A 15,617-nucleotide genomic window follows, 5' to 3' on the forward strand; every position below is an offset into this window, starting at 1 on the left:
CGCAAGCAATAATTATTCTGAATACAAATGGTCTAAAAAGAACTGGAAACCTCTGTTTTATAAACCATGCCTATTGTTTGAGTAAATCTAAAAAGAAAAGTTAATAAACCTAAGTTGCATGTATTTATGATTTCTATATTATCGCACCATGCATTTTGCAAACGGAGGTAATAGCGACTATCAAGGATGAATTCAGTCGAATTTTATTTTCTTTAAATCATAAGTTATGGATTAACTCGTGAAAAAAATTCTATTGGCTACAGCATTATTCCTTTGCGTAAACTCTACGTTTGCCGCTGAAACCGCGATATTGAAAATTAAAGGGACGCTGACAGCCTCGGCCTGTACTCCTGAATTTAGCAATGGCGGCGTGGTGGACTATGGAAATATCCGCTTAGGTGAATTGTCCTCTACGGCGGTGAACCAGTTAGGGCAACGGAATATCGATCTCACCATTACCTGCACGGCAGCAACAAAAGTGGCCTGGAATATGATAGACGATCGCGCCGACTCTAACGCAGGATTAACCGTTTCTGCCGGTACATTTACGGGTGGGGCACAGAGTGCGACTAACCAGACCTATGGCGTTGGCAAAGCAGGCACGGTAAATATTGGCTCTTATGCCATGTTTATGAAGGTGAATAGCGTTACAGCAGACGGAAAATCTGTCGATCCAATATATCAGCAGAATGGCTCAACGACCTGGGCTAAGAGTACTGATGGTTCAAGTCAGGGTGAAAATAATCGTAATATTACCGTCGCATTAGCGGGAAGTATTGACCCGCTTGCTTTCCAGACTGCAACATTTCCGCTGGTAACGTCTCTGGCTATTCAGAATACCACAACGCTTGCTATTACCGATGATACCCGGCTGGATGGTCAGTTGACGATCAGCCTAAAGTATCTGTAATTCTTTCAAATTTAAAGTGAGTTAAATTTAATGCAGAGGGAACACCCTTTCTCTCAAAAATAAGCGCCATCAACACGGAATGTTAAGTAGTGCTTTCAAGGAATATACATATGACATGCTCTAAAAAGGTTTTATTTAAAACACTCGCTGCCGCAGCTTTATTCTCTGCACAGTTTGGCGTACATGCAGCCGGTATGGTGCCAGAAACCAGTCTGCTGGTGATTGATGAAGCGACCCACAGTGGCACCATCAACGTCAAAAATACCGATAGCCATCCGTCGCTGCTGTACACCGACGTGGTGGATCTGCCGGATGATAAAGGCCTGAAACTTGTCACCACTCAGCCCGTGGTACGTCTCGAGCCCGGTCAGACTCAGCAATTGCGCTTCATCCTGCAAACCAGCAAACCGCTGGACGTTGAGCACTACAAGCGTGTGACCTTTGAAGGGATCCCGCCGAAGAGCGATGACAATAAAGTGAAAATTGGCATCAATATTCGTCAGGACCTGCCCGTGCTAATTCGCCCTGCGAAGCTGGCCGTGGTAACCGATGCGTGGAAATTCCTCGAATGGACCGCGTCAGGCACGTCCGTCACGGTAAAAAACCCAAGCAAATATGTTGTGCGTCTGGCACAGAACGTGGTGCTGCAGCCTTCAGGCATCAGCGGATCGCTTGCCAAAACCTACATTTTACCCGGTGAAACCATGACGGTTTCTATGGGCAAATCCGTCAGTGGAAACACGAAAGTGAAGTTTTTCCCGGCCAGCCGCTATGGGGTCGAAGTGCCCAGCTTTATCTCGGATCTCAATAAAAAATAAAGGATTATGGCGGTGCGTAAAAAAAGCCAACTTGCACTTTTTGTGCGCGCTGTGATTTATAGCGCAATACCTCTGATGTTGCTTGATGCTCCCTCCCTCCACGCGAGGGAGGTGACGTTTGATACTGATATCCTGAAATCACGTGGTCTTGGGGCCGATCTAAACCGCTATTTTGCACAAGCGCCGCGCTTTTTACCCGGGACGTATTCCGTTTCTGTCAAAGTGAACGGTAACGATCGCGGAACAGCGGCCGTACGCTTCAGTGAAGACGGAACGATGTGCGTTGATAACGACTTCCTGGAATTTGCTGGTCTCATGCCGGTGCCCATAAAGGCGAATGAGACCTGCCATGATCTGCGTAGCGATTACGCTCAGGCGGTGATCAATCCCTTGCCAAACCAGGAAGCGGTCGAGCTTTATCTGCCAGCGGAAGCACTTAACAGCCTGAGCGCTGATGTCAAAAATTTCCAGCATGGCGGCACGGCAGGCATGCTTAACTACTCGCTCTTCAGCACCAAAAACGAATACAGCGGAAGTGACAGCAGCAGTAACCGTTACTCACAGGCAAGCCTGGAGGCGGGCTTCAACGCGATGGATTGGTCGCTACGCAGCCGCTATATCCTGACGGATGACAACGGCAACCGAAACGCAGAGAGTATTTATACCTACGCAGAGCATGTGTTTGTTCCTCAACGCCTGACCATGCAGGTGGGGGAAATTAACGCCATGTCAGATGTGTTAAGCGGCGTCCCGATTACCGGTGTGCAGTTAATGCCGACCAGCGGTCTGCAGAAAGACAGTTCGGGGGTGAGCGTATCCGGTATTGCCCGAACCTCGCAGGCGCGCGTTGAAGTGCGTCAAAACGGAAGACTCATTTTCAACACGTTAGTACCGGCGGGCCCGTTCACGCTGGATGACGTCCCGATGGTCCGTAACAACGTCGATCTTGACGTCACCGTTGTGGAGTCCGATGGTTCGACCAACCGCTACATTGTTCCCGCCGCATCCGTAAAAGCCCGAAATCTTTCAAAACCAAACGGCCTGACCGTTTCGGCGGGCCAGGTGCGTGGTATAGACAGTGACTACAGCGATCCGCTGGTGTTCAACGTATCCGATGGCTGGCGAATTTTCCCCTGGATGAACCTGCTTGCCTCCGGCGTGGTAGCTGAAGATTATCAGGCCGCGGGGGCGCGCACAGAATTTATGGTTACCGATGGCTGGAACGTCTCAACCAGTATGGCCGCCAGCAACGCGCAATTTGGCGACAGTGATAACGGTATCAAAAACGAACTCCAGAGCGATTACTCGTTGACTGAGAATGTCGGCCTGTCTGCCAGCGTGGCGCATTACAGCGGTGATTATCGTGAACTCGCAGATGCCATGGATGATGATTATCAGGGCTATGACAACAGTTATTCGGCCAACGTACGGTGGTCCACAGAATTGGCCGGGGCATTTAGCGCGGGCCTGAGCTACAACCAGGCCGCAGGAGACGGCGAAGATTCCCGCTACTTGCTTCTGTCGTGGGGGAAAACCTTCAAATACGCTTCAATCAACGTGAACTGGCAAAGCGCAGTGGGCAGCACGGATGACGACCAGGACGACGATCTGCTCTATATCAACCTCAGCATTCCGTTAGGCGGTTCGCAGAGCCTGAGTTCGTATATGCGTAAGCAGGCCGACAGCACCAGCTATGGTCTGGCGAACAGCGGGTCGCTGGGGGAGAACACCAACTACTATATTTCTGCCGATCGTGATGACGAATCACAGGAAAACAGCTTCAACGGCAACATCAACACTAATCTTCACTACACCCAGCTTAGCGTCGGGGGCGGTACCAGCGGCGATCATCAGCGTAACTACAATGCGACTCTGTCTGGCGGCATTGCGATGCACAAAGACGGTGTGACCTTCTCACCGTATTCCATCAAGGACACGTTTGCCATCGCCAGACTCAGCGAACCGAAAGCGGGCGTTGAGATCACCACGCCGCAGGGCACCGTCTGGACCGACCGCTGGGGCCAGGCTGTCATTCCCGGCCTGACTGAATGGCGTAACTCACGTATCGAAGTGGATGCGAACAAGCTACCGCAGAGCATGACCCTGGCGAACGGGACCAAATATATTGCTGCTGCACATGGCTCGGTAAGCGAAGTGAGCTTCAAAGTATTGAACAGCCGCCGCGTGATGTTACGTATTAAGCAGGCCGACGGGAAGCCGCTGAAGAAAGGTCTGTCGGTGGTGGATGATAAAAATAACTACGTGGTGACAGTGGTTGATGACGGACATGTCTTCCTGAACGATGCCGATCAGATTAGCGCGCTTTATGTCGTTGATGATGACAATAACCGTCTGTGCAAACTTGATTTTACGCTTCCTGAAAAGCACGACGAAGACGCGTTTTACGAAGAAGTTAACGGAGTATGTCGATGAACATTCAACGTCTGGCTGCGCTATTGCTGCTTGCTTTACCGTGCCTTTCTTATGCTGACGATTGTCAGCTAACGCTCTCTCAGCCGGTTGTGGATTATCACCAGATGCGGCGTGACAGCATTGTCACCAGCCAACAGAGCTGGAACAAAATGCCGGAAAAAGACATAAATGTCAGCGTCTATTGCCCGGAAAAACAGCAGATGGCGACGCTGTTACAGGGGGCTTCTGGTCAGAAAGGGCGTTTTCAGTTTGGTCAGAACGGTGGTGTGGCGATAAAAGTCAGCAACCTGACGCTGGATGGTAAAAGCTACAACGTAGGGAAAACAACGGATCAGGTGAATTTTACGCCGGATACTGATAATGGGTCATCGCTCTATATCCGCAATAACGAGGCTGTCGTGGCGGTTGAAAACGGCAGGGTACCCAGCGGCCAGCAGATGAACTTTACCGTCACCATTTTCCCGGTGCTCAATGACAGCGCGTTTAACCATATTTCGGATCAAACCGCGCTGGAGACCGATTTAACCTGGCAACTGCTTAAAAAATAAAAGTTGGCCCGGCAATCGCCGGGCCATTTTTTACACTTCCAGATAGTTCAGTATACCGTCTGCCGCCTTACGGCCTTCGGCAATTGCCGTCACCACCAGGTCAGAACCACGAACGATATCACCACCGGCGAAGATTTTCGGGTTGCTGGTCTGGAACGCATTGTCGCTGCCTTCTGGCGCGATAATACGACCCTGCGAATCCAGCTCAACGCTGTGCTTCGCCAGCCACTCCATGCTGTGAGGACGGAAACCGAACGCCATGACGACCGCGTCAGCCGGGATCACGTGCTCAGAACCAGCCACGATCTCCGCGCGACGACGGCCTTTGGCATCCGGGGCACCCATCTCGGTGCGCGCCATCTTCACGCCGCTCACTTTACCGTTGGCATTCACTTCAATACCCAGAGGCTGGATGTTGAACTGGAACTCCACGCCCTCTTCACGCGCGTTTTTCACTTCGCGTTTTGAGCCCGGCATGTTCTCTTCGTCACGACGGTAAGCACAGATTACGTGCGCCGCGTTCTGACGAATAGAGGTACGCACGCAGTCCATCGCGGTGTCACCGCCACCCAGTACCACCACGCGTTTGCCTTCCATGCTGACGTAAGGCTCGTCAGCCGTTTCGCCATATCCCATGATCTGTTTGGTGTTGGCAATCAGGAACGGCAGCGCGTCGTACACGCCTGGCGCGTCTTCGTTCTCGAGTCCGCCACGCATGGACTGATAGGTGCCCACGCCCAGGAACACGGCGTCGTAATGCTTCAGCAGATCGTCGAGCTGCACGTCGCGGCCCACTTCTACATTCAGTTTGAACTCAATGCCCATGCCGGTGAAAATTTCACGGCGACGGGTCATAACCTCTTTCTCCAGCTTGAAGGCCGGGATACCGAAGGTCAGCAGGCCGCCGATCTCCGGATGACGGTCAAAGACCACCGCCTTCACGCCGTTACGGGTCAGGACATCCGCACAGGCCAGGCCCGCCGGACCCGCGCCGATGATCGCCACGCGCTTATCGGTTTGCTTCACGCCGGTCATATCCGGACGCCAGCCCATCTCAAACGCTTTATCGTTGATGTAGCGCTCAATGTTACCGATGGTCACCGCGCCAAACTCGTCGTTCAGCGTACAGGAGCCTTCACACAGACGGTCCTGCGGACACACGCGGCCGCACACTTCTGGCAGGGTGTTGGTCTGGTGAGAAAGCTCGGCGGCTTCAAAAATACGCCCTTCGTTGGCCAGCTTCAGCCAGTTAGGGATGTAGTTATGGACCGGACATTTCCACTCACAGTAAGGGTTACCGCAGGACAGGCAACGGTCTGCCTGTGCTTTGGCCTGGCCTTCTGAAAACGGCTCATAGATTTCTACAAATTCAATTTTACGGATCTTCAGCGGTTTCTTTGGCGGATCAACACGCTGCAGGTCGATAAACTGGTATACGTTCTGGCTCATCTGAATTCCTTACTGCGCCTGCACACGCAGCTCTGCTGCGCTACGACTACGGTGACCCAACAGGGCTTTAACATCGCTGGACTTCGGTTTAACCAGCGCGAATTTCGCAGAGAACGCTGGCCAGTTCGCCAGGATCTCTTCGCCGCGCGAAGAACCGGTATGCTGCACGTGTTCGGTAATCAAACCGCGCAGGTGTTCTTCGTGGATCGCCAGCGTATCAACGTCCAGCACTTCCACCAGCTCTGGGTTCACGCGTTTGCGGAACTCACCATCTTCATCCAGGACGTATGCAAAACCGCCCGTCATGCCTGCGCCAAAGTTCACGCCGGTTTTACCGAGAACGCAAACAATCCCGCCCGTCATGTATTCACAGCCGTTGTCGCCAATACCTTCCACCACGGTGATCGCACCGGAGTTACGCACCGCGAAACGTTCGCCCGCACGGCCTGCGGCAAACAGACGACCGCCGGTCGCGCCGTAGAGACAGGTGTTACCGATGATGCTCGCTTCGTGGCTGCGGAAGGCTGAGCCGACCGGAGGACGCACCGCCAGCAGACCGCCCGCCATGCCTTTGCCGACGTAGTCGTTGGCATCACCGGTCAGGTACAGCTCAACGCCGCCTGCGTTCCATACGCCGAAGCTCTGACCCGCGGTACCGCTGAAGTGCGCGGTAATCGGATCCGCTGCCAGCCCCTGGTCACCGTGCGTCTGCGCGATGTAACCAGAGAGCGACGCACCCACAGAGCGGTCGGTGTTGCGGATATCAAACCAGAACGTTTTGCTCTGCTTCTCATCCACATATGGCTTCGCCTGCTGCAGCAGCTGCGCGTTCAGCACGCCATTGTCGAACGGCGGGTTGTTCTCGGTGCAGTAGACCGCCTTACCTGGGTGCGGCTCGGCCGTTTCCAGCAGCTTGCCCAGATCCAGTTTCTGCTGTTTGGCAGTGAAACCGTCCAGCTCTTTCAGCAGGTCGGTACGGCCAATCAGATCCACCAGACGTTTTACACCCAGTTGCGCCATCAGCTCGCGGGTTTCACGGGCGATGAAGTCAAAGTAGTTTGTCACTTTGAACGGCAGGCCGTGATAGTGGTTCTTACGCAGCTTCTCGTCCTGGGTTGCAACGCCGGTCGCACAGTTGTTCAGGTGGCAAATACGCAGGTATTTACAGCCCAGCGCAACCATCGGGCCGGTACCAAAGCCGAAGCTTTCCGCACCCAGAATCGCCGCTTTGATGATGTCGAGGCCGGTTTTCAGGCCGCCGTCCACCTGCAGACGGATCTTATGACGCAGACCGTTTGCCACCAGTGCCTGTTGGGTTTCCACCAGGCCCAGCTCCCACGGACAACCCGCGTATTTCACGGAAGAGAGCGGGCTTGCACCAGTACCACCGTCATAACCGGCGATGGTGATGAGATCCGCATAGGCTTTCGCCACACCGGTCGCGATGGTGCCGACGCCCGGTTCGGAAACCAGCTTCACGGAGATCATCGCTTTCGGGTTGACCTGTTTCAGGTCGAAAATCAGCTGCGCCAGATCCTCGATAGAGTAGATATCGTGGTGCGGCGGCGGGGAGATCAGCGTCACGCCCGGTACCGAGTAACGCAGTTTGGCGATGTACGGGGTGACTTTATCACCCGGTAACTGACCGCCTTCGCCCGGTTTTGCCCCCTGAGCGACTTTAATCTGAATGACGTCGGCGTTGACCAGGTACGCTGGCGTTACGCCAAAGCGACCGGATGCCACCTGCTTGATACGGGACACTTTATTGGTGCCGTAGCGGGCAGGATCTTCACCGCCTTCACCGGAGTTAGAGTTACCGCCGATGCTGTTCATCGCTTCGGCCAGCGCCTCGTGGGCTTCCGGGCTTAATGCGCCGATGGACATCGCAGCGGTGTCGAAGCGTTTAAACAGCTCAGACGCAGGTTCTACGTCGTCGATGCTGACCGCTTCATCACCCGGGTTCAGCGCCAGCAGATCGCGCAGCGTGGCCGCCGGGCGGTTGTTCACCAGCTCAGCATACTGCTGATAATCGCTGTACTCGCCGCTCTGGACGGCCTGCTGCAGCGTGCGCACCACGTCCGGGTTGTAGGCGTGATACTCGCCACCGTGAACGTACTTCAGCAGACCACCTTGCTCCAGCGGCTTACGTGCCAGCCAGGCGCGCTTAGACAGGTTCACCAGATCCTGCTGGAAGTCGGCAAAACCGGCTCCACCGATGCGGCTGACCACGCCCTGGAAGCAGAGGTTTGCCACGTCGTTATGCAGGCCAACCGCTTCAAACAGCTTCGAGCAGCGGTAAGAGGCGATGGTCGAGATGCCCATTTTGGACATGATTTTGTAGAGACCTTTGTTGATGCCGTTACGGTAGTTCAGCATCACGGTACGGTAATCTTTGTCGATCGCGCGGGTGTCCACCAGACGAGCCAGCGTTTCGTAGGCCAGGTATGGATAGATCGCCGTCGCACCAAAGCCTAACAGCACGGCAAAGTGGTGCGGATCGCGTGCGCTTGCGGTTTCAACAATGATGTTGGCGTCGCAGCGCAGGCTCTTATCGACCAGACGCGTCTGGATAGCCCCCACCGCCATTGGCGCAGGCACCGGCAGGCGGTTCTTCGCAATGTTACGGTCAGACAGCACCAGCAGAACGGTGCCGTTACGCACCATCTGTTCCGCTTTGTCACACAGCGCGTTCACCGTCTCTTCGAGGGTCGCTTCGGCCACGTCGAAGGTAATATCGAGCGTGTCTGCACGGTAGTGATCCTCTTTCAGCGTGGTGAGCTGTTTGAAATCGGAGTAAAGCAGGATCGGCGATTTAAAGGTCAGGCGGTGAGCCTGGCCTTCTGCCTCGCAGAAGACGTTCATCTCGCGACCAATGCTTGTCGCCAATGACATGACGTGGGCTTCACGCAGCGGGTCGATTGGCGGGTTGGTCACCTGTGCAAACTGTTGACGGAAGTAGTCATAAATTACACGTGGCTGACTGGAGAGCACGGCAAACGGGGTATCGTCACCCATGGAGCCGACAGCCTCCTGGCCGTTTTCACCAAGCACGCGGATGACGGAATCCAGCTCTTCCGCACTGTAGTTAAACTGCTTCTGGAAGCTTGCCAGCGTATCGTCGTCCAGCTCGCGGCTGCCCACTTCTTCGTCCGGCAGATCTTCGAACGGCACCAGACGGCGCACGTTTTTCTCCATCCACTCTTTATAGGGATGGCGGCTCTTCAGATCGTTATCGGTTTCGGCGGAGTGCAGAATACGCCCACCGCGGGTATCGATAACCATCAGCTCGCCCGGCCCAACGCGGCCTTTCTCAACCACTTCGTCAGGCTGGTAATCCCAGATACCGACTTCTGAGGCGCAGGTGATGAGCTTGTCTTTGGTGATGACGTAGCGCGCCGGACGCAGACCGTTACGGTCCAGGTTACAGGCGGCAAAACGACCGTCGGACATGACGATGCCCGCCGGGCCATCCCATGGCTCCATGTGCATGGAGTTAAAGTCAAAGAATGCGCGCAGCTCCGGATCCATATCCGGGTTGTTCTGCCAGGCCGGTGGCACGAGCAGACGCATGGCACGCACGATATCCATGCCGCCTGCCAGCAGCAGTTCCAGCATGTTATCCATGGAGCTGGAGTCAGAGCCGGTTTCGTTAACGAACGGCGCAGCATCATGCAGGTCCGGGATCAGTGGGGTCTGGAACTTATAGGTACGGGCGCGCGCCCACTGGCGGTTACCGGTGATGGTGTTGATCTCGCCGTTGTGCGCCAGATAGCGGAACGGCTGTGCCAGCGGCCAGCGTGGAACGGTGTTGGTGGAGAAGCGCTGGTGGAACAGGCAAATGGCCGATTCCAGACGCAGGTCCGCCAGGTCCAGGTAGAAGCGCGGCAGGTCAGCCGGCATACACAGACCTTTATAGATGTTCACCAGGTTCGAGAGGCTACAGACGTAGAACTCTTTATCGTCCTGGAGACGTTTTTCAATGCGGCGGCGGGCGATAAACAGACGGCGTTCCATATCACGTGGACGCCAGCCCGCAGGCGCATTAACAAAAATCTGTTCAATACGAGGCAGCGAGGAGAGGGCGATTTCACCGAGCACCCCTTCGTTGGTTGGCACATCGCGCCAGCCGACAATAGACAGGGTTTCACGCTGAAGTTCTTCTTCAACGATGCGGCGTGAGGCGGCAGCTTTTTCAGGATCCTGATTCAGGAACAGCATACCGACAGCGTAGTTTTTGGCTAAACGCCAGCCGCGCTCTTCCGCCACGATACGGAAGAAACGATCCGGTTTTTGCAGCAGCAGGCCGCAACCGTCGCCGGTTTTACCATCGGCAAGGATGGCACCACGGTGCTGCATACGGGCCAGTGCGTGAATAGCAGTACGCACTACCTTGTGGCTAGGTTCGCCTTCTATGTGGGCGATCAGGCCGAAACCACAGTTATCCTTCTCAAGGGATTTATCGTACAACATATCAGTGAACCTCCCCAGGCTCGTCGGGCTTCCCACTGAACCGTGGCGCACAGGCACAGAAAGAGCATGGCGACGGGGTTTGCGTTTCATACGCGGACCTCGCATTCGCCCTCTTTTCATCCTTTCGCGCAGGTAAACAAGTTTGAGGACTTGCTTCAGAGGGAATCTCAATTACTGCATAAATATGATGAGCAGGCCGCTCATCCAGAAAGCTTCCAGCGGATTTCCAACTTATCGGGAATTGGTACACAGGTCAAATGGCAATCTTATTTATACAAAAATGTGCTATAGAGAAGCTAATGGATTGTATTTAAAAGATATTTAACTATTTTTACAACCACTAAACGCCCTGCGAAGTCGCAGCGGAGTGTGATCTGACTCACTATATGAAAGCGGTATTATTGATGCAGCGTGCTGAATAGCGGTTTTATGGCAGGATAATAAACTGCTGTGCGGTTTAAACCCGCATAAAGTCACTGTTTTTCAGTGCTGGCGTTATAAATAAAAAAAACAATCAGAACATAAGGAAAAGTAATTACGTTTGGCGTGAATGAAATTGCAGTAATCTTGAGTAGTTATTCAAATAGATAAAGGCCAGCCAGGGCGATTGATCCAGGTCATCGCCGATGGTGGCTAAAAATGGCAGGCTTGTCCCCTTTCTTCGGGACGGTCTATCAGATTATGCAGTTACAGAAATTAGTCAATATGTTTGGTGGGGATCTTTTGCAGCGCTACGGGCAAAAGGTTCACAAGCTGACGCTGCATGGCGGTTTTAGCTGCCCGAATCGCGATGGTACGCTCGGGCGCGGCGGCTGCACCTTCTGTAACGTGGCCTCCTTTGCGGACGAGGCGCAGCAGCATAAATCTATCGCGGAACAGCTCGCGCATCAGGCCCGTCTTGTGAACCGGGCAAAGCAGTATCTGGCCTATTTCCAGGCCTACACCAGCACATGGGCGGAAGTGCAGGTGCTGCGTTCGATGTATCAACAGGCGGTCGCTCAGGCGAACATTGTCGGGCTGTGTGTCGGTACGCGTCCGGACTGCGTGCCCGACGCGGTGCTGGATTTACTCAGCGAGTATAAAGAGCAGGGCTATGAGATCTGGCTGGAACTAGGCCTGCAGAGCGCGCATGACAAAACCCTGCACCGTATTAATCGCGGCCATGATTTTGCCTGCTATCAGCGCACCACGCGCCTGGCCCGCGAACGTGGCCTGAAAGTTTGCACGCATCTGATTGTCGGCCTGCCGGGAGAAGGGCTTCAGCATGGCCTGGAGACGCTGGAAAAAGTCGTTGAGACAGGCGTGGACGGGATCAAGCTGCACCCGCTGCATATTGTGCAGGGCAGCATTATGGCCAAAGCCTGGCAAGCCGGGCGGTTAAACGGCATCGCACTCGACGAGTATACGGTAACGGCAGGGGAGATGATCCGTCATACGCCGCCCGAGATTGTCTATCACCGTATCTCCGCCAGCGCCCGCCGTCCAACGCTTCTGGCACCGCTATGGTGTGAGAACCGCTGGACGGGGATGGTGGAGATTGACCGCTATCTGCATGAGCACGGTGTGCAGGGCTCGGCGCTGGGACGGCCGTGGGTCGCTCCGCTACCGGCGGCGACCGCCTAACAGACTCCCCAGCATGCCGCGCACTATCTGATTCGTGACCTGCCGCGCGGCGCTTTTCGCCATCGTCTGTACAACGCCATCGCGCTTGCCGCCGCGCGGCCCAGTACTGCCAAACAAAATGTCTTTCAGCCCACCCAGAATGCCGTCATCCACCGCGACTGACTGCCCCTTGGCGGGTGGGGCGTCCTGCGAGTCGGTGGTGGCCTGTACCCCTTTTTGCAGCATCTCGAAGGCAGATTCGCGATCCACTTCATCTTCGTATTTCCCGTAAACCGGGGAGTGGTTAATCAGTCCGTTGCGCTCATCGTCCGTTACCGGCCCCATTCGCGAGCAAGGGGCAATCACCATGGCGCGTTCCACAATGGACGGGCTGCCTTTGGCATCCAGGAAGGAGATCAGCGCCTCACCGGTACCCAGCGCCTGAATCGCCGCTTCGGTATCAAAGGCCGGGTTCGCGCGCATGGTTTGTGCGGCAGCTTTGACGGCTTTCTGATCTTTTGGCGTAAAGGCGCGCAGGGCGTGCTGGACGCGATTACCGAGCTGCCCCAGCACGTTATCGGGGATATCCGACGGGTTTTGCGAAACAAACCACACGCCGACGCCTTTGGAGCGGATCAGCCGGATAACCTGCTCGATCTTGTCGAGCAGCACCTGCGGCGCATCGTTGAACAGCAGGTGCGCTTCGTCGAAGAAGAACACCAGCTTCGGCTTCTCAAGGTCGCCCGCCTCCGGCAGCTGTTCGTAAAGTTCAGAGAGCATCCACAGCAGGCTGGCGGCGTAGAGTTTCGGCATCTGATAGAGCTTCTCTGAGCTCAGAATGTTGATGATGCCTTTGCCGTTGCTGTCAGTGCGCATCCAGTCTTTGATATCGAGCATCGGCTCGCCGAAGAAATGCTCTGCACCCTGTTGCTCCAGCGTCAGTAACCCGCGCTGAATGGCCCCCACGGAGGCACTGCTGATGTTGCCGTACTGGTTCTGGAAGGATTTAGCGTTATCGCCGATGTATTGGGTAATGGCGCGCAGATCTTTGAAATCGAGCAGCAGCAGCCCCTGATCGTCGGCAATACGGAAGATGATGTTCAACACCCCGGACTGGACATCGTTGAGATTCAGAAGACGGGCCAGCAGCAGCGGGCCAAGATCGGAGACGGTGGCACGTACCGGATGACCTTTCTCACCAAAGATATCCCAGACAACTACCGGGTTGTTGTGCGGCGTCCAGTCATTGACGCCGATATTTTTCAGACGCTCAAGGAGTTTTTCTGAGGGGGCCCCCTCCTGAGCCACACCGGTTAAATCGCCTTTTACATCGGCCATAAAGACCGGCACGCCAATCTCAGAGAGCGATTCGGCCAGCTTCTGCAGGGTAACGGTTTTCCCCGTCCCGGTGGCGCCGGTGATCAGGCCGTGACGGTTCGCCATCGCAGGCAGTAAAAACAGCTCTTTCTCCAGCGTCCTGGCAATTAACAATGGTGTACTCATGATACTCATCCTCTCTTAGTCCTGGGTGGAGTATAGGCAACCTGACGGCAAAATGGCGTTAAAAATTCCTTACTTTGCGGCGTATTACCCAGCGCGGACTATGCTTTTGCATACGGTTCACAACAAGTTGAGAATGTATGTCCAGATTCTTTTTTAATAATCGCAAACAACTGGTCAACGATGCTATTGAAGGCATTCTGATTTCTGCTCCGCACGGTAACCTCGTCAAGCTTGATGTTGATCCTGCCATTCGCATTGTGGCCCGCAGCGACTGGGACAAGAGCCGCGTGGCGGTGATCTCCGGTGGCGGTTCCGGCCACGAGCCTGCACACGCCGGGTTTGTCGGCAAAGGTATGTTGACGGCAGCAGTGTGCGGCGATCTTTTCGCCTCGCCGAGCGTGGATGCGGTGCTGAATGCCATTGTGGCGGTGACGGGTGACCGTGGCTGCCTGCTGATCGTTAAAAACTACACCGGTGACCGCCTGAATTTTGGTCTGGCGGCAGAAAAGGCGAAACGCTACGGCCTGAAGGTGGAGATGGTCATTGTGGCAGACGATATTGCGCTGCCGGACAACAAACAGCCGCGCGGCATTGCCGGTACGGCGCTGGTTCATAAGATCGCGGGTTATGCCGCAGAGCACGGAAAATCGCTGAGTGAAGTGCGTAATATTGCGCAACAGGCCTGCGATAACCTCTGGAGCCTGGGTGTTGCGATGCAAACGTGTAATCTGCCGGGAAGCGACGAGGAAGAAGGGCGCATTAAGCAAGGTCATGTCGAGCTGGGTCTGGGCATTCATGGTGAGCCGGGGGCTTCCGTCGTGGATACGCAGAACAGTAAAGCGATTATCGACACGCTGGTGACGCCGCTCAAGGCGAAGGCGGGTGACGGGCGCTTCGCAGTGTTGATCAATAACCTGGGGGGCGTATCAGCGCTTGAGATGGCTCTGCTCACCAAAGAGCTGGCCCACTCGGCACTGAAAGATAACCTGGCGTACCTGATTGGCCCGGCACCGCTGGTGAGCGCCCTGGATATGAAGGGCTTTTCGCTGACGCTGCTGAAGCTAAACGATCTGTTCGAAAAAGCCCTTCATGAAGAGGTTGAGACGCTGGGCTGGCAGAAGCCGGTGGCGTTTGCCCCGCTGCGTACCCTGGAGCATAGTGCGATCCATGACCGCGTGGAGTTTACCCCGTCCGCAAATCCGCAGGTGGGCGAATATGTCTCTGTGGTGACAAAGACGTTGATTCAGCTGGAAAACCGTCTGAACGCGCTGGATGCGAAAGTGGGGGATGGTGATACCGGATCCACCTTTGCGCAAGGGGCGCGGGAGATTGCGCAGCGTCTGGAGGAGAATAACCTTCCTCTTAACGACGTGTCGACATTACTTCTGCTGGTGGGCGAGCGTCTGGCAACGGTGATGGGCGGATCGAGCGGCGTATTAATGTCGATCTTTTTCACGGCAGCCGGACAAAAGCTGCATGACGGACAATCGCTTGCGGATGCATTGCTGAGCGGGCTGGCACAGATGAAGCAGTATGGCGGGGCCGATCTCGGCGATCGCACGCTGATCGATGCGCTACAGCCGGCGCTGGAGACGTTGCAGAAAAACGATCTTCAGGCGGCAGCGCAGGCGGCACAGCAGGGCGCAGAGGCAACGGCCAGAATGGGCAAAGCGGGCGCGGGACGTTCGTCGTATGTGAATAAAGAGAATCTGGATGGGGTAATGGATCCGGGAGCGGTTGCGGTGGCAGAGGTGTTTAAGGCCATGGTAGAAGCAAAACGGTAACGACCGTTACCGTTTTTAGTGTTTGCGCCCTCTCCCTTTGGGCTGAGGGATCCCCAGTAATTTTTTTACCGAAAGCGACGAAAGTTGTTTCAGGAAAATG

General features: G+C 55.0%; 9 protein-coding genes. 6 read left to right on the forward strand and 3 right to left on the reverse strand.

Going from position 1 to position 15,617, the window contains the following annotated elements; all coding sequences use genetic code 11:
- Positions 1-238 precede the first annotated feature (238 nt).
- The 4 genes from M8370_RS16355 to M8370_RS16370 all read left to right on the forward strand — a co-directional run bounded on the left by M8370_RS16355 (position 239) and on the right by M8370_RS16370 (position 4,709).
- Positions 239-910: a DUF1120 domain-containing protein gene (locus M8370_RS16355; RefSeq protein WP_038983653.1), complete on the forward strand. Its 672-nt coding sequence runs from the start codon at positions 239-241 to the stop codon at positions 908-910.
- Between the two features lie 110 nt (positions 911-1,020).
- A complete protein-coding gene (locus tag M8370_RS16360) occupies positions 1,021-1,728 on the forward strand; it encodes a fimbria/pilus chaperone family protein (RefSeq protein WP_038420707.1) in 708 nt (235 codons plus the stop codon).
- Positions 1,729-1,734: 6 nt separating this feature from the next.
- Positions 1,735-4,161, forward strand: coding sequence for a fimbrial biogenesis outer membrane usher protein (locus M8370_RS16365; RefSeq protein WP_250021392.1), 2,427 nt, complete (start codon positions 1,735-1,737; stop codon positions 4,159-4,161).
- Positions 4,158-4,709, forward strand: coding sequence for a DUF1120 domain-containing protein (locus M8370_RS16370; protein WP_013098960.1), 552 nt, complete (start codon positions 4,158-4,160; stop codon positions 4,707-4,709). Before M8370_RS16365 ends, M8370_RS16370 begins: the two co-directional genes overlap by 4 nt.
- 30 nt (positions 4,710-4,739) lie before the next feature.
- On the opposite strand, the gene gltD is transcribed toward M8370_RS16370, so the two are convergent.
- Positions 4,740-6,158, reverse strand: a complete 1,419-nt coding sequence (gene gltD, locus M8370_RS16375; protein WP_058661928.1) for a glutamate synthase subunit GltD — start codon at positions 6,156-6,158, stop codon at positions 4,740-4,742.
- A gap of 9 nt (positions 6,159-6,167) precedes the next feature.
- Positions 6,168-10,628, reverse strand: coding sequence for a glutamate synthase large subunit (gene gltB / locus M8370_RS16380; RefSeq protein ID WP_058661929.1), 4,461 nt, complete (start codon positions 10,626-10,628; stop codon positions 6,168-6,170).
- A gap of 681 nt (positions 10,629-11,309) precedes the next feature.
- On the opposite strand from gltB, the gene mnmL reads away from it, so the two are divergent.
- On the forward strand, positions 11,310-12,251 hold the full coding sequence (gene mnmL, locus M8370_RS16385) for a tRNA modification radical SAM protein MnmL/YtqA (protein ID WP_097533874.1): 942 nt from the start codon (positions 11,310-11,312) through the stop codon (positions 12,249-12,251).
- Here the strand turns inward: mnmL and M8370_RS16390 are convergent.
- Positions 12,231-13,733 carry a helicase HerA-like C-terminal domain-containing protein gene (locus tag M8370_RS16390; protein WP_038420703.1) on the reverse strand — a complete coding sequence of 501 codons (1,503 nt, stop codon included), beginning with the start codon at positions 13,731-13,733 and terminating at the stop codon, positions 12,231-12,233. The genes mnmL and M8370_RS16390 overlap by 21 nt on opposite strands.
- A gap of 137 nt (positions 13,734-13,870) precedes the next feature.
- Between M8370_RS16390 and M8370_RS16395 the strand changes: the two genes are divergently transcribed.
- Positions 13,871-15,517, forward strand: a complete 1,647-nt coding sequence (locus M8370_RS16395; RefSeq protein ID WP_040021918.1) for a dihydroxyacetone kinase subunit DhaK — start codon at positions 13,871-13,873, stop codon at positions 15,515-15,517.
- Positions 15,518-15,617: the final 100 nt, after the last annotated feature.

Origin of the sequence: Enterobacter cloacae complex sp. OE43NF (assembly GCF_023544405.1) — a bacterium.
Taxonomy (GTDB): Bacteria; Pseudomonadota; Gammaproteobacteria; order Enterobacterales; family Enterobacteriaceae; genus Enterobacter; species Enterobacter cloacae.